Origin of the sequence: Longimicrobium sp., assembly GCF_036399935.1 — a bacterium.
Classification (GTDB): domain Bacteria; phylum Gemmatimonadota; class Gemmatimonadetes; order Longimicrobiales; family Longimicrobiaceae; genus Longimicrobium.
The window spans coordinates 95485-117578 of sequence record NZ_DASWMD010000054.1 but is presented as its reverse complement, the minus strand read 5'-3'; the positions used below and the strand labels follow the sequence as shown (position 1 = coordinate 117578).

At 73.3% G+C, this 22094-nt stretch carries 18 protein-coding genes; 2 read left to right on the top strand and 16 right to left on the bottom strand.

Annotated features, from left to right (window positions below; all coding sequences use genetic code 11):
- Window positions 1-63: 63 nt before the first annotated feature.
- The 16 genes from VGB24_RS16835 to VGB24_RS16760 form a co-directional block, all read right to left on the bottom strand.
- Window positions 64-2793, bottom strand: coding sequence for a DUF5916 domain-containing protein (locus VGB24_RS16835; RefSeq protein ID WP_331074108.1), 2730 nt, complete (start codon window positions 2791-2793; stop codon window positions 64-66).
- 35 nt (window positions 2794-2828) lie between these two features.
- Window positions 2829-3587: a hypothetical protein gene (locus tag VGB24_RS16830; RefSeq protein ID WP_331074107.1), complete on the bottom strand. Its 759-nt coding sequence runs from the start codon at window positions 3585-3587 to the stop codon at window positions 2829-2831.
- 37 nt (window positions 3588-3624) lie between these two features.
- Window positions 3625-6513, bottom strand: coding sequence for a HEAT repeat domain-containing protein (locus tag VGB24_RS16825; RefSeq protein WP_331074106.1), 2889 nt, complete (start codon window positions 6511-6513; stop codon window positions 3625-3627).
- Window positions 6510-6905, bottom strand: coding sequence for a BlaI/MecI/CopY family transcriptional regulator (locus VGB24_RS16820; RefSeq protein ID WP_331024257.1), 396 nt, complete (start codon window positions 6903-6905; stop codon window positions 6510-6512). The genes VGB24_RS16825 and VGB24_RS16820 overlap by 4 nt, the downstream gene beginning before the upstream one ends.
- A 64-nt stretch (window positions 6906-6969) precedes the next feature.
- On the bottom strand, window positions 6970-7686 hold the full coding sequence (locus tag VGB24_RS16815; RefSeq protein WP_331074105.1) for an alpha/beta hydrolase: 717 nt from the start codon (window positions 7684-7686) through the stop codon (window positions 6970-6972).
- Between the two features lie 241 nt (window positions 7687-7927).
- Window positions 7928-8425, bottom strand: coding sequence for a LytTR family DNA-binding domain-containing protein (locus VGB24_RS16810; RefSeq protein ID WP_331074104.1), 498 nt, complete (start codon window positions 8423-8425; stop codon window positions 7928-7930).
- Window positions 8426-8545: 120 nt separating this feature from the next.
- Window positions 8546-10009, bottom strand: coding sequence for an amidase (locus VGB24_RS16805; protein ID WP_331074103.1), 1464 nt, complete (start codon window positions 10007-10009; stop codon window positions 8546-8548).
- Complete coding sequence (locus VGB24_RS16800) at window positions 10009-11307, bottom strand: AarF/ABC1/UbiB kinase family protein (protein ID WP_331074102.1); 1299 nt, start codon at window positions 11305-11307, stop codon at window positions 10009-10011. The genes VGB24_RS16805 and VGB24_RS16800 overlap by 1 nt, the downstream gene beginning before the upstream one ends.
- Complete coding sequence (locus VGB24_RS16795) at window positions 11307-11987, bottom strand: TetR family transcriptional regulator (protein WP_331074101.1); 681 nt, start codon at window positions 11985-11987, stop codon at window positions 11307-11309. Before VGB24_RS16795 ends, VGB24_RS16800 begins: the two co-directional genes overlap by 1 nt.
- A gap of 114 nt (window positions 11988-12101) precedes the next feature.
- On the bottom strand, window positions 12102-14687 hold the full coding sequence (locus tag VGB24_RS16790) for a M16 family metallopeptidase (protein ID WP_331074100.1): 2586 nt from the start codon (window positions 14685-14687) through the stop codon (window positions 12102-12104).
- 431 nt (window positions 14688-15118) lie between these two features.
- Entirely contained in the window at window positions 15119-16369 is a 1251-nt protein-coding gene (locus VGB24_RS16785; protein WP_331074099.1) for a hypothetical protein, read from the bottom strand.
- Between the two features lie 35 nt (window positions 16370-16404).
- Window positions 16405-16776 (bottom strand): hypothetical protein, encoded by a 372-nt coding sequence (locus VGB24_RS16780; RefSeq protein ID WP_331074098.1) that lies wholly within the window; start codon window positions 16774-16776, stop codon window positions 16405-16407.
- Between the two features lie 149 nt (window positions 16777-16925).
- Window positions 16926-17954, bottom strand: a complete 1029-nt coding sequence (locus VGB24_RS16775) for a hypothetical protein (RefSeq protein WP_331074097.1) — start codon at window positions 17952-17954, stop codon at window positions 16926-16928.
- Window positions 17947-18489 carry a sigma-70 family RNA polymerase sigma factor gene (locus VGB24_RS16770; RefSeq protein ID WP_331074096.1) on the bottom strand — a complete coding sequence of 181 codons (543 nt, stop codon included), beginning with the start codon at window positions 18487-18489 and terminating at the stop codon, window positions 17947-17949. The genes VGB24_RS16775 and VGB24_RS16770 overlap by 8 nt, the downstream gene beginning before the upstream one ends.
- A 64-nt stretch (window positions 18490-18553) precedes the next feature.
- Window positions 18554-19624 (bottom strand): hypothetical protein, encoded by a 1071-nt coding sequence (locus VGB24_RS16765; RefSeq protein WP_331074095.1) that lies wholly within the window; start codon window positions 19622-19624, stop codon window positions 18554-18556.
- Window positions 19621-20847 carry an amidohydrolase family protein gene (locus VGB24_RS16760; protein WP_331074094.1) on the bottom strand — a complete coding sequence of 409 codons (1227 nt, stop codon included), beginning with the start codon at window positions 20845-20847 and terminating at the stop codon, window positions 19621-19623. Before VGB24_RS16760 ends, VGB24_RS16765 begins: the two co-directional genes overlap by 4 nt.
- Before the next feature lie 369 nt (window positions 20848-21216).
- Between VGB24_RS16760 and VGB24_RS16755 the strand changes: the two genes are divergently transcribed.
- Window positions 21217-21573: a PadR family transcriptional regulator gene (locus tag VGB24_RS16755; RefSeq protein ID WP_331074093.1), complete on the top strand. Its 357-nt coding sequence runs from the start codon at window positions 21217-21219 to the stop codon at window positions 21571-21573.
- Complete coding sequence (locus tag VGB24_RS16750) at window positions 21570-22028, top strand: hypothetical protein (protein ID WP_331074092.1); 459 nt, start codon at window positions 21570-21572, stop codon at window positions 22026-22028. The genes VGB24_RS16755 and VGB24_RS16750 overlap by 4 nt, the downstream gene beginning before the upstream one ends.
- Window positions 22029-22094 lie beyond the last annotated feature (66 nt).

The window sequence follows — 22094 nt, the reverse complement described above, 5'->3', positions numbered from 1 at the left end:
CGCGATGGGCGCGAGCGGGACGGGTCCGGCGTGAACGGGGGAGGGCGCGGTGCCGCCCGTGGTTCAGCTCCCGATCCAGTACGTCGCCTTCACCATGAAGATGTTGCGCGCGGGGTCGCGGAAGATGGAGCCGTCGTTGCGCGCATCCATGAAGTCGCCGGTGAAGTCCAGCCCGCTGCGGTCCTGCTGCCACACGAAGAAGAGCACCGAGCCGGGACGGTATTCCCAGCGCAGCACCGCGTTCCCCCGCACGCTGCGCAGCGCGAAGTCGCGCTCGCCGAAGCCGCGCGCCACCTGGAAGGGGGCCGCCGGGCCCGCGCCGCCATCCGGGTCCACCGTGAGCACGCCGGTGGTGTCGTTGCGCACCGCCGTGCCGCCGTCGCGTCCGTAAACGCGGAAGCGGTACTCGCCGGGGGTCTGGAACTCCTTGTACTCGCGGAAGTCGCCCCGCACGAAGAAGGGCTGCGCGAACAGCTCCAGGCTGAGCCGGGGGGTGAACGTCCAGTCCACGCGCGTGCCCACCGCCACGGTGGTCTGCTCCAGGTCGGCGAACACGTAGCGGCGGCCGAAGGTTTCCTGCGCCAGCGTGTCGGCCAGGGAGCGGACGAACTGGTCCGTGTCCTTTTCGTTGATCCACTGCGGCTCCAGCCTCACCCGGACCGCCGAGCTGGGGCGCGCATCCAGCGTCACCCCCACCACGTGGTCGAACTCGCCCGAGGTGTCGGTGCGGTAGCTCAGGTTCAGCCCCCCGATCACCCGCTTGCGGCTGTCGGACCGCAGGTTCAGCCCCGTGCTCCACTGCGCCGGCACGCTGGCCAGCGGCCCGCCGCGCGTCAGGCGGTCGTTGTCCACCTCCGGACTGCCGCCCACGCGCCCGCCCAGCGACCAGAAGTTGGCGAGCTGCACGTTGCCGCCCAGGTTGTACCCCTCGAAGATGCGGTCGCCACCGAAGTTCACGGCGTGGTTGCTGAACGCGAACACGTTGTAGTTGCGAAACCGGCGCCCCGCGCGCGTCTCGCGGTACATCAGGAAGGTGGAAAGCGAGCGGTAGTCGGCGCGGGTCTGGAAGCCGGCGTCGTTCACCTCGAAGCCGGGGCTCACCGTCTGGAAGGTGAGCGAGCCCAGCCAGTGCTTGCCGCTGGTTTTGGCCAGGGCCAGCGCGCCCGCGTACCCGGCCAGCCGGGTGGCGGCGCTGTCCAGGCGCAGGTGGTCCGCGTCGGGCCGGGCGAAGTAGCGGGTGGATGCGTTCTGCGCGGCCGTGATCACGCCGCGCTCCCCCGCCACCGTGCTCGCCGACGCGAACCCGTTCAGGCTCCAGGTGCGGTTTCCCCACGAGTGGTCGAAGTCCACGCCGCCCATGTACGCCGACGAGCGCAGCATTGCGCCCAGCGCAGGCTCGCCCAAATCGCGGTGGATGGCCGTGACCATGGCGCCCGCCACGCTCTGCCCGCCCCGCAGGTCGCGCCGCACGCGCCCGGCGAAGTAGTTGGAAAGCGGCTCCACCGGCGCCGAGCCCTCGCGCAGCACCGTGTCGCCGGCCACCACGCGCCGGCCCAGGAAGGCGCCGTTCTCGCGGGTGGTGACGGCGTCCAGGAGCCCGATGGACCATCCGCCGCGGGTGCGGCCGCTGAGCTTGGCCGCCGCGGCGATCGTCGTCTGCTCGGGCGCGTCGGAAAAGAGCACGTCGTCCTCGCCCAGCCGCCCCGACAGGGTGCGCTGCGGCCGCCGCCCGATGCGCCGCGAGTAGAAGGGCTGCGTGAACTGGTAGTTGTTGAAGGAGTTGGTGGGGTGCCCGAAGCGGAAGATGTCGGTTCCCTCGGTGAAGAACGGGCGCCGCTCCGGGAACTGCACCTCGAACGCGCTCAGGTTAACCACCGCCGGGTCCACCTCCACCTGGCCGAAGTCGGGGTTTACCGTGGCCGTGAGCGTAAGCCCCGAGGGAAGGCCGTACTTGACGTCCACGCCGGCCGACGCGGTCAGGTCGTTGGGCCGGTAGAACGGGTTCGCCGCGTCGCCGCCGGGGGCGCGGTCCATGCGCGCGCTGGTGTACGGCTGGATCTCCAGGCGGCGCGGGGTGCGCAGCCCGTCCAGCCCCGCCAGGTCGCCGAAGCGTGACACGAAGCCGCCCTCGCTCTGCGTCCACGGCGACCAGGAGGTGCGCTCCTCGCGCCGGGCCACGTCGCGCTGCACCTGCACCCCCCACACGCGCCCCGCCGCCGGCTCGCGCCGCCCGTAGCGCAGCTGCGAGAGCGGAATGCGGTACTCCGCCGTCCACCCCGCCGAGTCCACCAGGGTGGCCACCTCCCACACGGCGTCCCAGCTCAGGTCCTCGTTGGTGTCGTCGAAGTGGAAGACGTCCTTCTTCACCCCGCGGGGGTTCACCGAAAAGCGGAAGCCCGTGCGGCGGTCGTGGTACGTGTCCAGGATCACGTGCACCCAGTCCGAGTAGATCCCCGAGGCGTCGCGCCGGGCGAGCTGGGCCGCGATGGAGTCCGGGCGCGCGTCGTACATCCGCACGCCCACGTACACCGCCTGGTCGTCGAAGAGGATGCGGGCCTCGGTGCGCTCCCGCGCCGGGGCCCGCGGGGTGGGATAGCTTTCCGTGAACGCGTCCGCGACCCCCGCCGCGGCCCATGCGGCCTCGTCCAGCCGGCCGTCCACGCGGACCGGCCCGCTCACCCGCGCGGCGCGGACGGCGCGCGTGGCCGCGCGGGTGGAGTCGGCGGGGACCTGGGCCAGGGCGGCCGGGGCGCAGACGAGGAGAAGGAGGAACGTGAGATGGATCCGGCGCATGGCTGCCTCGGGACGTGGGTGGGGGGCCGCGGCGCTCATCGCGCGCGGGACAGGATGGATTCGAAGAGGTCCAGCGCCCGCGGGGTGCCTTCCTTGCCCAGCAGCTGCAGCGCGGCGCGCCGGCGTGCCGGGTTCCCGTCGCGGGTGGCGATGGCGAGCCACTCCTCCTCGCCGCCGTTCTTCCGGGAAAGCTCCGTGTCGGCGCGGTCTCCCCGCTCGGCGCCCCGGATGGTGGCCGCCGCGCGCCGCCCCAGTTCCTTGGCCGCCATGCTCCGCGCCTCCTGCGCCCGTGCCGACCGCGCCACGCGCAGCAGCCCCCGCCACACCGGTTCGCCGTCCAGAAGGAAGACGGGCACCAGCGCTCCCCGCGCGACCTGGCCGTCGCTCCGCATGGCCACGTCCAGCAGGAAGGCACTCGCATCGGCCGGGGAAACCGCGACCGCCGCCGCCCCGGGAGCAGGTCCCGCGGTGGCGCGCACCGAGGCCACGCGCCCGCCCGCCATCCCCAGCGCCACGCGCACCGGCCCGGGGGTGCACGCCGCCTCCGCGTCGTGGGGGAGATGCGTCAGGTTGGGGACGAAGAGCGCCACGCCGCCGCCCGCCAGGCGCCGGCCGATCACCGCGCGGCCGTCGCCGCACGCCCCCGGCGCCGCGTCGAAGTGGATCAGCACGGTGCCGTCGCGGTTCGCCGCCACCTGCCGCGCGAGCGTCTGTGCCTCCGCGGCGGTCGCGTCAGCGGTGGCCAGACCCCAAAGGAGCGCGACGGCCGCGCGGAGATGCGAAATTTTTAGCATGCTGGTACGCTTTCGAGTGGAAGGCGGGGCGCGGGGGCTACCCGCGCGCGCGTGAGCTTCGGAGGTGAGCGATGACGGGTTCCGCGGCGCCGCGCACGGCCACGTGCGGATCGCGCAGCAGCGGCTCCACCATCGCGAGGGCGCGGACGTCGCCGATGGCGCCCAGCGCTTCGACGGCGCCGGCCCGCACCTGCCAGGCGGGGTCGCGCAGCACCGCGCCGAGGGCCGTCACCGCCCGCGTGTCAGGCACCTGCGCCAGCGCCGATGCGGCGTTCGCGCGAACGCGCCAGTGCGGGTCTGCCAGGGCGCCGGTGAGCGCGTTCACCCCCCTGCGCTCCCCCGCGGCCCCGAGCGCCCAGGCGGCGTAGGCGCGCACCCGCCAGTCCCCGTCGCCCAGTGCCGCGGAGAGGGGGCGGATGAGCTCGCCCCCGCGCACCTGCGCGAGCGCCCAGGTGGCGCGCTCCCGCACCAGGTCCATGGCGCTCGCCGGGGTGTGGTCGAGCGCCGGGCGCAGCCGGCGGATGGCCGCCGCATCCGCGCCCGACGCGCTCCCCGCGTTGCGCAGTGCCAGCTCGCGCGCGCCGGGCGCCAGCGGAAGCCGCTCCCCCGTGGGCTGCGCCGCCGAAATTTCGCGCGGCGGGTCGGTCGTCTCGGCGCGCGCACGGGCCCGTACGCTCGCGGCCGGGTGCGATCGTGCGATTTCGCGCAGCGCGGCGCGCACCTCCTGGCGCGTCCGGGCGGGGACGTCGCCGCGCCCCAGGATGCCGGCCATCGCCTCGACGGCCTCGCCCTGCACGCTGTCGTCGGGGTCGTTCGCCACCATGCGCCGGAGCCCGGCGATGGCCTCATCCGTGGCCAGCACCCCCAGCCCTTCGGCGGCCTCGCGGCGCGCCTCCTCGCTGGAGTGCACGCGGGCGATCTTCAGTAGCCCCGCGAGCCCCGCCCCGCCCGGCAAGCCGGCGAGCGACTCGGCGGCCTCGCGCTGCACCTCCGGGTCCGTCTCCTGGAAGGCGAGCCGCTCCAGCGCCTCGGCAGCGGCCGCGGGGGGCGCGTTGCGGGCGATCGCCTCGACCGCGGCCCGCCGCTCTTCGCTCGTCCCGGTGACGAACGCCAGTCCGTTCCTGCCGGCGCGGGCACCCGGCGGCTTCTTCCACTCCTGGACGACGGTGCAGGTGCCCGCGGTGCAGTCCAGCTCGATCTGCGGGTCCGGGTTCGGGTCCGGATCGGGGTCCGGGAACACGCGGACGCGCTGCTCGTTCGCCGGGGCGGGATACTCCTCGTCGCCGTCCCCCGTATCGACCCGCCCGCGCACCACCGCCCCGCCGCCGCTCACCACGTTCACCCCGCCCGTCACGCGGTCCAGGAGCGCGCCCGCGCCCGCGGTGCGGATCTCCCCGTCCAGGCGCGACCGGGCGATCATCACGCCGCCGCCCTCGCTGGCGAAGTCCACCGTCCCGCGCAGCCGGTCCAGGTGCAGTCCGTCGCCGCCCGAGGTCCCGGTGAAGCGGCCCTCCACCTCGCGGATGGACACGCCGCCGCCGCGCGAGCGCACGGCCACGTCGAAGTGCCGCGGAACCCAGATCCGCAGCTTGTCGTGGCGGCCGGCCCCGCCCGGGCGGCGCCCGGTCACCCGCACGCCCCCCGCGGCCGCGACGGCATCCACCCGCCCCTCGCGCGCCCGCGGGCCGGTGAACTCGGCGTGCACGAAGACCGCGTCGCGCTCCCACCCCGTCACCTCCACCGCGGCCTCGTCGTCCATCACCAGCTCCAGCCGCCCGCCCGGCCGCGCCGCGACGGTGCGCTCCACCACGTGCTCCTGCGCCTGCCGCACCCCCGCCGGCGCCGCCGGGGGACGCGCCTTCGCCACCGCCGGGTGCACCGCGGCCACCAGGCCGGAAAGGGCCAGCGCGACGGCGGCAGCCGCGGCGCTCGCCGCCCGCGACGGGGCGCGGCGGCTGCGCACCGCGTCCAGCACCGCCAGCATGCGCCCTTCCAGCTGCGACGGGCGCGCCATGCTCACGGCCACGGGCGACGCGCCCCCGTCCGGCCGAAAGGCGCGCGCCACCTCCAGCAGGTGCGCCGCGTAGCTCCGCGCGCGGGTGCCGGCCGCAAGCACGCGATCGTCGCACGCCAGCTCGCGCTCGGCGCGCATCCGCCGGGCGGCGTACCACACGCCGGGGTGCACCCAGTACAGGGCGCACGCCAGGGCGGCCAGCGTCTGCAGCAGGCAGTCGCGCCGTGCCACGTGGGCGAGCTCGTGCAGCAGCACCACGCGGCGCCGCTCCGCCGACCAGCCGTCCGCCGCCGCGGGAAGGAGCACCACGGGGCGCCGCGTTCCCCACGTCATGGGCATGGTGGCGCGGCCGCTCCGCAGCAGGCGAACGGGGCGCTCCACCTCGGCCACCCACACCAGGTCGCGCAGCAGCTCCCGCCACTCGGGCGAATCCAGCGGCGTGGCGCTCCGCGCCAGGCGCGCCACGCTCCACCGCCCCGCCACCACCCGCGCGGCCAGCGCCAGCGCGACCAGCGCGTAGAGCCCGGCCAGCAGCCACTCCACGCCGATGGGCGCGGGGGCGGCGGGCACGCTGGCGGGCGCGGCCGCCGCGGGCCGTCCACTCGCCGCCTCGTCCTCCATCGCGGCCGGTGCGGCCGGCAGCGGACCGGCGGGAGCGGAGAAGGACGCGGGAGCCGGCTCCGCCTCCCTCAGCACCGCCACCCGCCAGCCGGGGAGGAGCACCGACAGCACGGGAAGCGACAGCACCGCCCCGATGGCGAGCGCCCACACCATGTGGCGCGTGGCGGCCGAGGCGCCGCGGTGCAGCAGGCAGGCGGCCGCCAGGCCGGCGACGGCCACCACCAGCGTGGCCTTGGCGAGCAGGCCGAGCACCGCGAGCGCTTCGGCGGCGGAAATGGGGGGCGGAGTCATTTGTCGTCTCCAGCGTCGCGGGCTTCGTCCAGCAGGCGGGAAAGCCGATGGTACTCGTCGTCGGAAAGCGGCTGGTGGGGAAGGTCCAGCAGCGCCGCCACGGCCGACGCGCGCGAATTGCCGAAAAAGGTCTGCACCAGGTGCTGGAGGGCGGTCTGGCTCACTTCCTCGGGCTCCGCGGTCGGCAGGTACACGTAGCGGGGCCCGTCCTGCTCGTGCGTCAGGTAGCCTTTCTCCTCGAGCAGCCGGAGCATCCCCCGGATGGCCGAGTTGCTGGGCGGGTCCGGCAGCTCGGCCAGGACCTCCTGGGCCGTGGCCCGGCCCAGCCGGAACACCACGTCCATGATCTGGCGCTCGCGGCGCCCCAGGTCGAACTGCGAGGGAGCGGACATCCACATCCTTCCATGTTAGTGCATTGACATCCTGTCAGTACACTAACATGCCCCGCGGAGGAGGTCAAGGTTCTCGTTGGCCCGGGGCACCGTGCCTGGACATGAAATCCAGGAGAACGGAGGCGAAGCGTTCGGAGGCGACCACCGCCGCAAGGTGGCCCGTACCGTGGAAGGTGTGCACTTCGGCGCCGGGGTAGAGACGGTGCAGGGCGGCCCGCTCCGCCGGCGGAAAGAACGGATCGTCGTCCGCCTCCACGATCAGCACCGGGTACGGCACCGGCCCCAGGGGCTCGCTGCCGAAGCGGTCGCCGGCCTCGGCGGCAATGCGAACGCGGCTCAGGATCGCCGCGCCTGAAAGCCCGGAAACGATCGCGTGAAACTGCTCGAGCCAGAACGGATCCGCGCCCCGCAGCACCGTCGCCAGCCGCCGCCGCAGAAGGGCCCGAAGCACCACCTCGGGGACCCGGTCGAGCAGCCGGACCGCCCATCGTCGTCCGCGCATCGGCCGGGGCGCACCGGTGTGAGAAAGGATGAGCGAATGCGTCCGCTCCGGGTGCAGCCTCGCGAATGCCTGCGCGACGAGCCCGCCATACGACCCTCCGGCGACCACCGCGCGATCCACCCCCGCGTGGTCCAGGACGGCGGCCAGCCCTCGTACCAGGGAATCCAGGTCCGGAGCAGCCGGGTAGTCGGGCGCAATCACCCTGGCCTTGCGCTCGAGGGCGGTGATGGCCGTGAACGCGAACTCCGCCACGCCGAGCGCGCCCCCCAGCAGCAGCACCGCTGGGCCTTCCCCGCCCCCGCGGATATAGGTCCAGGGCTCGGGATGAGGAACGTGAATCGGCGGGTGCGCGGCTCGAAACGCTTCGAACCGGCTTTCGATGAGTGTGGGCATCGGGGGGGCAGGAGAGAGTGGGCGTGGATGGGCGCCTGCGAGGAAGACGCACCGGCCACCCCCCGGCGGTGCATCTCAAACCCGGAGCGTGGGAGACGGTTCCCCGAATGCACGGGGCCCGATTCCCTCAGCGTTCCGCCTGCGCCGCTGAATCGTCTCCTGCCGGGTCATCCGCCGGAGCGGCTGGCGGCTCTGCGTCCGGCCCCGCGAGAAAGTACGGTTCGAGGCGGCTCCGGTAGCTGCGGCTCAGCTTGAGAACCTTCCCGTCCCGCAGCACGACGTTGTAATCTCCTCCAAACCAGTGCCGAAGTTCCACGATGCGGTCCAGGTTCACGATCGTCGATCGGTGGATGCGAAGGAACAGGATGGGGTCCAGCTCCTGTTCGAGCGCCGTGAGCTTTCCGCGCACAATGATCGTTTGGCCCGCGACGCAGATCCGCACGTGGTGGCCGTCAGCCTCGACCCAGTCGATGTCATCGACCCTGACCAGCCGGAGGACGTCGCCGGTTCGCAGGAGCAGGTGCCGGCGGCGCTCCGCCTCTCCGGGATGCGCTGTCCGGCGGGTCGGCGCGGCGCCGGAAACGGAGGTGAGCCGGGAGGCGCAGTGGGGGCAGGGCGCGGTCATTTTCTCCAGCAACGCGGTGTTCTGCCAAGGCGTTCGTACCCATGGCTACAAGGACGGGTTCGGCGCGCCCGGCGTGGCGTGATGAATCGAAGCCCGGCGGCCCCTCGGCGCGCGCAACGGTCAGGACGAGAACGCGGGCGGGGGGTGGAACCCGCCCAAGGCCTGCTCCACGGCCTCGGCGGCGTCCAGCAGCTCGAGGTCGTGCCAGCGCCGCCCGACCACCTGCAGGCCCACGGGCATGCCCTCGCCGTCCACCCCGGCCGGAACGGAAACCACGGGCACACCCAGCACCCCAACGGCGCATGCCCAGGCACCGTTCGCCAGCGAGTAGGACTGCTTGCTTCCGTTCACCCGGATCGGGGCTCCCGTGCGCCGGTGGGTGAACGCCGGCGTGGCGGCGGCGGGGCACAGCCAGGCATCACAGGTGGCAAGGAAGGTGTCGGCGGCGGTGATGAGCTCGTCCCGCCGCTCCAGCGCCAGCTCGTACCCCCTCATCCTGCCCCCGAGGCCGGCCGCGTAGCCACGGCTCCACGCGCTGCGGCCGTGGCGGGGGCCCACGGCGGCCCGCCACGCGACGCGCAGCGGCGCGGGCATGGCGCCGCCCACCTCGGCGCCCAGGATCCTCCCCCAGACGTCCAGCGCTGCGTCCAGCCCGGGGGGCGTGCCTTCGTGGACGGTGTGGCCGGCCTCCCTCAGGCGCGCCACGGCCCGGGCGATCACGGCCCGGGAGCCGTCGTCCAGGGGAAAGGGCCCGAGGCCCAGGGCGAAGCGCCGGGCTCCGCCCGTGCGGACGGGGGGCGGGGGGGCGGGGGGCACCTCCCAGTCGCGGCCGTCGGGGCCCTCGATGAGCCCCAGCACGAGCCGAAGGTCCGCCACGGTCCGGGCGATGGGACCGTAGCATGCGATCCGGCGAAAGAAGCGCAGCATTCCCGGGATCACCGAATGGCCGGTCGCCGGCACCCGGTTCTCCGTCGGCTTCAGCGCGTACACCCCGCAGAAGTGGGCCGGCACGCGAAGCGAGCCCGCGGCGTCGCTCCCGACGTCGAGCGGCGACAGCCCCGCCGCGACGGCCGCCGCGCCCCCGCCCGAGCTTCCGCCGCAGGTGCGGTCCGGGTTCCACGGGTTGAGCGTGCGTCCGAAGATGGGGCTCACGCACTGCCAGTCGTGCGCGTTCTCGGGAACGTTGCTGTGGCCCAGCACGATGGCCCCCGCGTGGGCCAGCCGCTCCACGACGGTCGCGCTCCACGGGGGCACGTTGCCGCTCGTGATCCTGCAGCCGTAGGTGGTCCGCAGGCCGGCGACGTCGAAGGTGTCCTTGATGGTGACGGGCACCCCGTGCAGCGCCCCCCACGATTCGCCGCGGCGGAGCGCGGCGTCGGCTTCGGCGGCCCGGCGCGTGGCGCGGGCGGCGTCGAGGGAAACGAGCGCGTTCAGGCCCCCGTTCAGCCGCCCGATCCGCTCCAGGTGTGCCGCGACGACCTCCGCCGAAGCAATCCGTCCCGCGGCGATGTCCGCCGCCAGCCGGTGCGCCGGAAGCCGCCACGGCTCGCCGCCGGCCAGGGCGGAACCAGCATCCGTGTCCATCAATCCCGCAGGTAGCGGCGCACGATCTGGCTGGTACGTACCCGCGCGCCCAGCCGGTGGAGCGTCTGGTACAGCCCGGCTTCGGCGCGCGCGAGGAACACGTACTCCGGGAGCGCACCGCCGGCGCGGGTCAGCCGAAGCGACTCTGCCGCGTAGTCGCGAAGAAACTCGGCGTCGGAAAAGTCGAATGCGCGTTCGTCGTCGTCGGGGGGGTACACGCGGCCGTAGAAGCGCTCCGAGAACTGCACCAGCGCCCGCATGGTGGCATCGCCCAGCCGCTTTCCGTACAGCGAGTACCGCTCGGCCAGGAGGGCGCGGAACTCGTCGGAGTCCCGCGGGCCCGGGTACAGGAAGATCTTGCGGAGGTTCTCCACGAACCGGGGGGGCACGTACTTCACGCAGCCGAAATCCACCATGCCGATGGAGCCGTCGTCGTGGAACAGGTAGTTCCCCCAGTGCGGGTCGGCGTGGAAGGCCTTCATGTGCAGGAGCTGGAAGTAGTACAGCTCCAGCAGGTTCGCGCCGATGCGGTCCCGGGTTTCGCGCGAGGGGCCGCGGTCCAGCACGTCGTCCAGGTGCTCGCCTTTCAGCCGCGACATCGTAAGCACGCGCTCCGCCGAAAGGTCCCGGTACACGGCGGGAACGGACACGAACCCCAGCGGCTGCAGGCCCGTCGCGAAGAACTCGATGTTCCCGGCCTCGCGTACGTAGTCCGTCTCGGCCACGATCTCCCTTTCCAGCTCGTCCAGCAGCTCCGCCGAGAGCACTTTCGACAGCTTGGCCGGCAGCGACACCGTGCGCAGCAGCCGGAAGTCGCTGGCGATGGCGTCGCCGATCCCGGGGTACTGGACCTTCACGGCCACCTCGTCGCCCGCGTGCGTAACCGCCGCGTGCACCTGGCCCAGCGAGGCGGCCGCGAACGGGGTGGCGTCGAACTCCGCGAACACCTGCTCGGGGTTGCGGCCCAGGGTGGAGCGGAACTGCGCCCTGACCAGGGAAGGGTGCATCCCGGGCGCCTCCATCTGCAGCCGCCCCAGCTCGGCGAGCATCTCCTCGGGGAGCACGTCCCCCTGCAGGCTGAGCGCCTGTCCCAGCTTCATGGCCGGCCCGCGGAGCGAAAGCAGCCCTCCCGTCATCTGCCGCCCCGCGCGTGCATGCGTGGCGCGAAGCTTCTCGGCGCGCTCCTCCTCGCCCAGGAACATCCGCTGCACCAGGTAGCCGATGTAGCTGCCGCTCACCCCCGCGCTCATCGCCGCCATCCGCAGCGCTCTCCGCGCGGCGCCCTCGTCGCCCGCCATCAGATCCCCCCTTCGCGCAGGAACGCCGTCCCGAAGCGGAGCGAGCGGTCCAGGAAGGCGAGCGTGTTCTGCTTGGCCGGCGAGGAATCGTGAAGCCAGTACAGGAGCACGCCCAGGTAGTAGATCCAGAACGCCTGGGGTGCGATCCAGCCGAGCTGGCGCGCGCGCCGCTTGGGCAGCGACTCCTCGATCAGGTCCTGCACGAAGTCCAGGTACCGGGCCCGCAGCTCCAGCGCGCGCGGGCTGAGCGCCAGCTTGGACGACGGCCGGAGCGCCCGCACGAAGGCGGCGCCGATGAAGCTTTCGTAGGGTGCCAGGTACTCGATCTGGCTGTGCACCAGCGCGAAGAGCTTTTCCTCGAGCGCGGCGCCTTTCAGCGTGGGGTCGGCGCGCACGGTGGCGATGGCGTGGTCCACCTCGGCCTCGAAGAAGTGAAGCGCGATGTCGTCCTTGGTTTCGAAGTAGTTGAAGACCGTGCCTTCGGCCACCCCAGCCTTCATGGCGATCTCGCGCGTGGTCGTCGCCTCGAATCCCTTGCTTTCGAACAGCTCCAGCGCTGCGGACACGATGCTCTCGCGCGTCGCCGTCTTGTTGCGCGCCCGCCGCCCCGAGATGGGGCGCACCGCCGCGGGGGTGGAGTGCGGCTCCGGAGGCACGTCGTCCGTGAATGGATCCTGCATGGGTCCCGGTCCTTTCGAGCGAGAGGTGCACACGCCGCCCACTCAAAAATGAGTGCGCTCATCAATAAATATGAGCGCACTCACTTTTCGTCAAGGGCGGCCTCGCCCCCGGGCTCAGTTGCGCCGTACCGCCGGAACGGTGAGCAGCGGCGACGTCGAAAGCGCGCGGAGGATCTCTACGACTTCGCTCGTGGGCGTGGAACGGATCATGTCCGCGCCGCGATCGGGGGGATACCCGTTCCAGAGCACCGATGCAGCCCAGCGGCGGGGGTCCCGCGCCGCACCGAGACGCTGTACGGCAAGCCACTCGCGGAACTCTTCGATGGTCGCGCCGAGCCGCTCATCGCCAAGCAGCTGCGTCAGCACCGACCGCACCTCGGCAACGACCGTATCTGCATCACCCGCCTTCGTGCCTGCACGCAGCTGCCAGATCGTGGTGCCCTCCGTGTGAACCGGGATCATCCGGCTTTCGAAGTCGTACGCCAACCCGGTCTCGCCACGCAGCCTGCGCGCAAGGGCGGCATCTTCACGCCCGCCGATGAGCGCGTTGGCAATCGCTGCGGCGGGCGGAACGGAGCTGCCGTTGCCCCACGGGAGGCAGGCCGCGACGAAGACCGAAGTTGCGGGTGGAGGCGCATCAGGGGCGTCCGGGGCACGGGCCGAACAGGAAGCCCCTCCGCGGCGGCCCTCACCGGCGCCAGCGCGGTTGGGGGAGGATGCACCCAGCCACTCGGACGCCTCGGCCGTGTCGGCACCGAGGAGCACCAGGCGCATCGACGACGGTTCCGGCAGCCGTTCGAGCATCGCCCGCACGTCGCGAACGTGAAGCTCGTTCATCGTACGCAGTTGTGCTTCGAGCGGCTGGGGCTGCCACATCCCTCGTGCGCGCTCCGATCCGACCAGGTGCCGGAACGTCGTCTCGGCGCGGGCATTCGGCTCCCGGGCGGCCTCCGCGAGCAGCCGCTGCTGCCGCGCGCGCTCTGCCTCGAATGCCGCGGAGTCTACTTCCAGGTCCCCGATTGCGTTCGTCAACAGGTGCAGCACCGCGCCGGCGCGGCCGCGAGGCACCACGGCAGCCAGCTCCAGAGCGAGCAGGCCGATGGGGGTGGGCGCGACGCCGAGGGTACGGAACGCGTCCGTCGTCGCCAGCGGCGGATAGGGCAGCGACCGGATCGTCGGAGCAGCGCCCAGCGCGGCGAGGGTATCCCTCAGCATCGTGCCGCCGATCCGAAGCGAGCCGAAGATCCGCGCGAGTACCTCCAGCGCCGCCACGTCCACATGGCTAGCGCGAGACAGGTCCGGCGTGAAGGACGCGGCGACCGCGGCTGAATCGGCGATACCCCCGCTCGCGGAGGTCCACCGGATCCCTCGAGTGCTCACCAACCACCGCTCACCCCACGAGGGGCTCGTCCACCCTTCTGCCGCGCCCGCGGACGCTACAGCTGCGGCCGGTGTGGATGGCGATGTCTGCTCCGGGGGCTCCCGCAGGGCGGACGGCCACAGTGCCGTTCGGTCCGGCAGGTCGGCGAGCAGGCCGGAGAGCAGCGTCCGCTCCCGCCCCATCGTGGCCGAGTCCTGGGCGGAGCCGAGGCAGTAGCGCCAGTCGCCCGCTGCTTCACACGCGATCAGCGCCGAAGGCGTCAGCCTGGCGGAGCGCGGAGCCAGAGCGGGAGCCGCGGAAGCGCGCCGCTTGTCGTCGAGGACCCGCTGAAGCACCCGCGCGGCGGTCGCGTGGTCGCCGGCGGTCGCCCGAATCCGAATGACGGACGCCGGCGCGTCGGCGGTGAGCTCCACCCGGACTGCCGCGCTTTCCGGCGGAACAGACTCCAGTTCCTGCTGCCACCGCGCCAGCTCGCGCTCGAGCAACGGCCGGTCCCGGTGCTGAATCCCGGGCGCGGCAAACGAGGCGACAGCGGTGCCGCTGCCCGCCCCACCCGCGGCCCTGTAAGCCCCGTGGACGATGCGAACGCTGTCCCGATGTACGGGCCGTGGCGGGGCCGGCATTCGCGAACGGACGCCGCCCAGGATCTCGCCGGCCATCCCGAGAACTTCGCGAGCGGGGAGCGGAGAGCTGATGACGATCATGCAGTTGGCGGGGCCGTAGAACCGATCGTAGAAGGTTTTCAGCGAAGCGTGGTCGATACGGCTCAGGCCATCGTGCGAGGACACCGACGCGAGCCGGGACCCCGCGAAGAGAACACCCGCGGCGGACACCGTGTCCGCACGGCCGCTCCCGGCGACTTCGATCTGGATCCTTCGTCGTTCGGCGTCGATCGTGGAGGGCAGCAGCGCCAGCTCCCCCATGCGAAGTGCTTCATGGTGCAGGATGGCGCCAAGCGCCGACGCCGACGCATCGGGACTCGACGCGTTGAAGGCGGTGAATGCGGCCGAGGTGCTCGCGCCCGCGCTGATGCCGGCTTTGTGAAGCTCGGCAGCGATGGAGGGAGACGACGTGGTCTCGCGCATCGCGAGATGTTCCATCAGGTGCGCCAGCCCGCGGTGGCTGGCATGCTCGTCGCGGTACCCGGCAAAGTAGGCCGTGGTGACGTCCAGTGTACGCGGCGCGGTGGTGATGGCGACGATCAACAAGCCGTTGGGGAGGGTGCGGGCCTCGACCGCCTGCGACCACAGTGCACTCGGAAGCAATGCGCACAGCAGCGCGCCGGCAAACGCAGGACCTCGAGAAAACGCCCCCGTCATTCCAGCCTCCTTCAGTCGGGTTGTACAACTGGCCAAAGCCTGGAGTGGCTGCCGGGCCGATCCGGCGCAGCTCGCGGATCGCGGCCTCTCTCCCGCCGGCCCGGCTCTCCACGAGCCAGTGCAACCGCTCCGTGCACGAACGCCGCGAGCTGCCGGCCGTCGTCTTCAAGGTACTGCGGGTCGAGCGTCAGGACAGGTTGGCTGTGGGGAATGACGCGAGACTGGATTGACCACGTCGCGGGTGAACAGCCACGGCCCGACGTCATACGTGCCAGGCAGCCGAAGCAGCTGCCCCCGGCCCCGCCGCTCGAGCGCGGATTCCGAGTGGGTGCGCACCCGCACCTCCCCGGCGTGTGCCCGCGCGGGTTCCCCACCGGCGAGCGAGGCGAGGATGATCGCGAAGCCTGCACTGCCGATCCTCATAGGAGATCCTACCGCCGCCGCTCCCCGCGCCAGCGGATGCGCCACACCCGCCCCCGGGCGTCGTCGGAAACGTACAGCGATCCATCCGGCCCCACGGCCAGCCCGCTGGGCCGCGGGCGGGGCGAGCTCCAGGGGCGGCCGCGGCCGGCGCCCTGCAGGAAGGGTTCGGCGGGGCCGAAACCGGCGGGCGTACGGGGAAGGAAGACGACCGCGTAGCCCGTGGGCTCCAGGGGGTGGCGGAACAGCGACCCGTGAAGCGCCACGAACATCCCGCCGCGATACCGCGCGGGCACCCCGCGTCCCGGGTGGACGGCGATGGCCATGGGCGCGGAGTGGGCATCGAAGGTGGCGACCGGGCTCTCCGCCCCCGTGCACGCCACCGGAGGGCGGGCCGATCCCCCGTAGGCGGGCGCGCGCACCATCTGGCCGGCGGCGGGATCGAACATGCAGTAGGGGAAGCCGTAGTCTCCACCGGCGCGGATCCGGAACAGCGTCTCCGCCGGTTTGGCCGCCGCGTCCCGCGCGGTGTATCCCGCTTCGGGCCACCAGCGGTCCAGGTGGTCGATGCCGTGGGGAGCCGCGTACACGCTTCCGTCGCCCGGGTCCACCCCCAGCGCGACCGAGTGCCGGAGCCCCGTCGCGAAGCGGGTGGAAAGCGTGGGCGAGAAGGGCTGGGGAACGGGCCCCAGCGCGCCGGGAAAGCGCCACACGCCCCCGCTGGTGAGCAGCTCCCCGCACGGCGCGGCGCCTCGAAAGTCCCGGCCCCGGTAATCGCGCTCGCAGGCGTTGGACGGCGCCCCCACGTTCACGTACAGCGCGCCGTCCGTTCCCAGCGCAAGGCTCCTGGCGCCGTGCTCCAGCTCCGGAATGCCATCCACCACCGTCTGCGCGCGCTCCCGCGGAACCAGGCTGTCCGGGTGCAGCCTCCACCGGTACACCCGTCTCCAGGCGCCCAGGAACAGGTATCCGCCGCCCAGCGCGATGCCGGACCCCGCCTCGGGACCGAAGGTGGCGCGCACGTCCGCGCGGCCGTCGCCGTCGGTGTCGCGAAGGGCGAGCACCCCTCCGTCGCGGGAGCCCTCGCGCCAGCGCGCCACGTACACGTCGCCCCAGGGCGCCACGGCCAGGTGCCGCGCGGGGCCGGCGTCGTCGGCGAAGAGCTCGGCACAGAAGCCGGGAGGGACGGCGACGGACGAATCGCACGCGCGGCCGCGCCCCGAGCATGCGGCGATCAGCAGGACGAGGGGGAGCGCCGCCACCCGGCGCGTCCCTGGCGAACCTCGGCCGGGGCCCGTCACCGGGCGGCTGCGCGCGAGGGCCGCACCGCCCCGTCGCCCCGCCGCAGCGTCACCAGCAGCATGCCCGCGCTCCACCCGATCGCGACCAGCGCCGCGAACGGGCCCACGTTGCGGTCCGCGTTCATCGCGCCGTACAGGTGCACGGCAATCACCAGCAGCGCGGCGGCCCGTACCGCGGTGGTGGCCCAGTGCACGCGCCGCCACCGTGCCGCCGCGGCCAGCAGGAGCGCCACGGTGCTCCCCGCGCCCCAGACGCCGGTCCAGAACGGCTGCACTTCGCCGCCCTGGATTCCGCGTACGTAGAGTTCCTGCGCGCCGCCGAACACGAGGAGCGCGGCGGCCACGGCACTGATGAGCAGGGATCGCATGAGGGTACCGGGGGTGGGATGTGTCAGCGTACGATGTATCCGTCATTGATATATCGTACGCTGATGTATACCCCCGCAGCTGCCCGGCCGTCAAGATGCCGCATCACCCCGCGATTCTTCCCCCGCCATCGACGGAAGCCGGCACCCGCTCACCGGTGCATCACGTACGACCACGCCCGCCGCCACGTCCGCTTCCAGACGGGAACGGACTCGGTGGTCCACGACCGCTCCAGGCTGCGGCGCCAGCGCAGCATCGCGCGTGGATCCAGCTCCAGCGCCGCGCTGTCCGTGACGCCCGCGGGAGGCGGGGCAAGCTGCACCAGGCGCGCGTAGACCAGGCGGCGTTCGGCCGGAGCGACACGCTGAAGAAGGTGCCAGAGCGTGATGGTGGTCCCCGCGTCCGACGCGGCGAGGAGGACCTGGAGCGCCTCCGCGTCCTCCCGCGCCTCGTATCCGCGCAGCGCCCGCCGAAACGCCGGGCCCGCGCGAACGGGGTAGGGAAGCCCCGGCCCGGCACCGGGGGTAAGGGTCGCCTCGTTGCCGGCCAGGACCACGGCGCGGCGGCTCCCCTCCACCAGCTCCACCTCTCCCGATTCCACCCGCAGCACGCCCGCGCCGTTCTCGTCCAGCGACAGCGTGTAGATGCAGCCCAGGTCGATGGCGAGGGCGCTGGGCGTCTCCACGAGAAAGAAGCGCGGCGGGGCCCAGATGCGGGCGTGGAGCGTTCCCCGGTCCATCGCCATCCGGTGCTCCGCGCCTTCGGCCCTGACCAGCCGCGCGCGCGACCCCGGGCCCAGTTCCGCCCTGCCGATCCTTCCCACCTTGATGCGGGCGGCGCCGCCGCTCCCGGTTTCCACCCACTCCTGCTCGCGGAGCACGTCGCCACCCGGCGTGTCGGAGACCGGCTGGCCCCCCGCCATGACGACGCCCTGCATGCGCCTGACCGTCCACGGCGCGTCGAGCGACCGCGCGACGCTCCCCGCCACCACGGCCGCGAGCACGGCCGCCGCGGCCAGCCCCGCGGCGGGACGGAACCACCGGCGCCGGCCCGTCCGTTCCGCGGAAGGAGCCGCGAACGGCGCTGGCTGGTACCGCAGCGGGGCCAGCGCCTTTTCCAGCCGCTCGATCTCCGGATCGGGGCGGGCCCCGGGATCCCAGAGGTAGTCGTTTTCAGGCATGGCTCTCTCCCAGCAGGCTTCGCAGCTGCGCGAACCCATGGTGCAGGTAAACCCGGACGGTGCCGTGCGAAAGCCCGGTCTGCTCGGCGATCTCCTCGCCGCTCATCTCCTCCACCAGGCGAAGGACGAGCGGCTCGCGCAGGCGCTCGGGCAGGCGGCGAAGCGCGGCCATCACGTCGGCGTGGCCCAGTGCGCCGTCCGGCGGGGCGCCGGTGGCGGCGATCTGGTCCGAAAGCTCTTCCGACGGCCGGTGTGCCCGGTGGTGCATCCGGGCGACGTTCCGTGCGACGGCCGCCAGCCACGCCCCCACCGTTTCCGGCTCGCGAAGCGTGTGGAGCTTTCCCATCGCGGCCACGAACACGTCCTGCACCAGGTCGTGGACGTCGTCGGCGCGGGCGTGCGAAAGCAGCACGCCGTGCACCATGCGCGCGTACCGCTCGTACAGCAGCCCAAACGCGGCGCGGTCTCCACCCTGCGCCGAGCGCACGGTGGCCGCGACGTCCAGCGGGGCGCCTGCCGGGGGCCCCGGGGTCACGCGCCCACCCTCCCGAACCCGGGCGGCGGGGGCATCCGGCGTGGCGCCTGGTGGAGCATCGTCCTCACGGCTGCGCGTGCAGGGCGAGGGCGAAAGCGCGGCCTCGCCACCGGCGGCGCAGCCGAACGCCCGCCCCGCCGGCCGCGGTGAAGACCGCAACCACCAGCGCCAGTCCCACGCCCGTGTTTCGCCCCCATTGGTGGTGAAGGACCTCCGCGTGCCCACCCGGCGCAATCTTCCGCACCCGCAGGTACGGCCCAACCCCCAGGTCGCCCAGGATGCCCAGCGGCGCGCGCGGATGCTCCAGCACGTAGACGTGCACACCCGCGGCCACCACTCCCGCCGGCGACCAGTAGGGGTGCTTGCGGTACACCGGACGCGAAGACGACCCGTTCCACCGGTGCAGCACGCGGCCGGCGAAGTCGGCGGCCAGGATCGTCCCGTCCGGGGCGACGGCCACACCCAGCAGGTCCTCGTCCCAGCGCCGGTCCGACAGCGCCGGGCCCAGGGTGCGCACCCGGCCGGCATGCTCCACCGAGCGCAGCTGTCCGCCATCCGCGACCACCATGCGGCCGTCGCCCAGCCACGCCATGCCGTCGATGGCCCCGAACCCCGCCGCCCCGCCGGTGCCGTCGCGCGTGCCCGTCCCGCCGCCCGCGAGCGTATCGATCGTTCCGTCCGCCCGCCGCCGCAGCAGGTGAACGGTTCGATGCTCCGGCGCACGGTCCGGCTGGAAGGCGCTTCCCGAGTAGAGGGCGCCGTCGTCCCCCACCAGGAACGACTGCAGCCCCATTCCTCCCAGCGAACGACCGGGATCGACCCAGCTCAACCGCCCGGCCAGGTCCAGGCGCCACACCCCGCGGGCCGAACCGGACGGATGCACGTGGGTGCCGTACACCGCCCCGTCGGGCCCCAGCGCGAGCGCGTGGGAGTGGATGCCGCGCGCGACGGGCTCTGCCGGGCCACCCGGCGTGATTCGCCAGATGATGTTGGCGGGGATGTCGGCGACGTAGACGCGGCCGTGGCGGTCGACGACGACCCCCCACCCCTCGTGGGCGGCGGCGGGGCGGGCCCCTCCCGCCAGGGCGGCAAGGAGGGCCGCCAGCCACGCACCGCCTCGCGCAGTCCGGCTCACGGCGCGGCGGGCGGCGCGCCGGCCCGCCGGTGCACCACGTGCCCGCCCTTCAGCACCAGGGAGGGCCGCCGGGTGTTGCGGATGTCGGCCGTGGGGTCCCGCTCGACCACCAGGAGGTCCGCGATCCGGCCCACCTGCACCGAGCCGTAGTCCGCCTCGATGGCGAGGGCTTCGGCCGCGTTCAGCGTCGCCGCCCGGATGGCCTCGGCGGGCGTCAGCCCGGCGTGCGTGACGAGCTCCTCCAGCTCGTAGTGCACCACGGGGATGGAGTCGCGCCCGGGGCCCATGGCGTCGGTTCCGGCCAGGAAGCGTACCCCTCCGGCGTGGGCGCGCCGGACGAACTCGCGGGTCCACGCGATGGTGCGGTCGGGATCGCGGCCCAGCGCGCCGCGGTTGTCCTGGCGAACGTTCAGCACCGACAGGGTCGCGTCCATGAAGGTGCCGGTTTCGCGGAGCGCGCGGATGTAGGCGTCGATCCGCGCCGAACGGGCGGGATCGCCCGAGAAGTCCGAGGCGTTGAGCGTCCCGCGCGAAACGTCGGGCAAGGCGCCGGCGTCTTCCCACACGGCGTAGGTGGCGTGGGAGACGGAATGCACGCCCGCGGCCACCACCTGGCCGGGCGAAGCCGGAAAGACGGTGCTGTGCGCCCACACCCGCAGCCCCTGCCGGCGTGCCTCGGCCGCCACGCGCCCCACCAGCGCGGGGCTGAGGTTCGCGTAGATCTTGATCGCGCTCGCCCCCGAGGCGCGGGCGTCCGCCACGATGCGCGGAATGTCGCTGGTGTCGGTGACGGCGTGCTGCCAGGGCGCGGCGCCCAGGGGGTGCTGCGCGGTCCACGCGGCGGCCCGGGGGTCGTCGAACCACGACGGCCCGGCGACCAGCGCCGCGTAGTAGATGCGCGGCGACAGCACCGTGTCGGAGCGGGCGCGGTCGGCCAGGGTGCGAAGGGCGGGCGCGAGCCCGGCCATGTCGCGCACCGAGGTGACGCCGCCCGCCAGCACCAGCTGCAGCTGCATCGGGGGCGCGGGCCTGCCGCCCAGGGTCAGGTGCACGTGCGAATCGAAGAGCCCGGGCATCAGGTACTTGCCCGCGAGGTCCATCGTCTGCGCCGCCCGGGTTGCGCGCCGGGCGGTCGGATAGATGGCGGTGATGCGCCGGCCGCGGATTTCCACCGTCATCGGCTGTGGGCTGGCGGGGCCGCCGGTTCCGTCTACGATACGCACGTTCGTCAGGGCGAGGTCGGCCTCCACCGCGACGGGGGATGTACCCGGCTGCCGGGCCGGTGCGCACGAGGCGGCGGCAAGGCTCGCGGCCGCGAACGCCAGGATCAGGCGTGGGAGGCGGCGACGGGGGGCGGCGGTGATACGGGCAGCGGGAGCCATGGAGTTCCGGGGCGCGGGGTGAGCGACGGACGACTCGGTGGTCGCCGTCATTCCTGAGAGATGCATCGGAGGGCGCCCGTGTTAACACGCCTCGGGACATCCGCCTCTTCCCCTCCGCCCGGTGCGGGAAGTCCTCCCTTGCCCCGTCGCCTTTCCCGATGTATACATCAGCTGCCGATATAGTCCACCCCGCTCCCTCCCCCGCATTCCATGCTACCTGCCCACCCGGAAGCAAGCGGGTTCCTGCCGCTGACCCCGGCCACCTTCCACATCCTTCTCGCCCTGGCCGGGGGCGAGCGGCACGGGTACGCCATCATGCAGGAGATCGCCGAGGGCACGGGAGGGGCGCTGCGCGTGGGGCCGGGAACGCTGTACGGCTCGCTGAAGCGCCTGGTGTCCGACGGGCTGGTCGAAGAGGTGGACGACCGTGCCGCGGACGACCCCCGCCGTCGCTACTACCGGCTCACCGGGCTGGGCAGGGCGGTGGCCGGTGCCGAAGCGCTGCGGCTGGACTCCATGGTCCGCACCGCGCGCAGCCGAAAGCTCATCGGGCCGGCAAGCACATGAGCGGCCCCGCCTCCGGCCGGCCGGACAGGCGCGACCCGCTGCCGTGGGTGGTGCGCGTGCTCTCGGCGGCGTACCCCCGGGAATTTCGGGACGGGTATCGCGAGGACCTGCAGCAGTGCATCCGCGATGCGCGCAACGCACTGGAAAACCCGTCCCCGGCCGCGCGCGCCGGCTTCTGGCTGCGCACTTCCGTGGACCTGGCGGGCGCGGGGCTGCGGGAGCACGCGAGTTCCTGGCGCGCCGCACCGCGGAGGTCGGCTCCGCTCCGGCTGCTGGGGTTCACCTCGCTCGCGCTGGCCGCGGCGAACGTGCTGGTCGACTTCTTTTCGGCCGAGCTCCAGATGGGGATCGGCGCGCTGCTCCTCACCTCCGTGGGGCTGGCGGGGGGCGCCCTGCTCACGCGCGACGGCCCAGGCCCACCTCCTGACACCGGAGCACCGGAGCGCGGCCCCTGAGCGGACGCTCGCGCTCGTGACCCGTGGACGGGGTTGCTCCGGCCCGGGGTCCCGACGTGCTTGCCC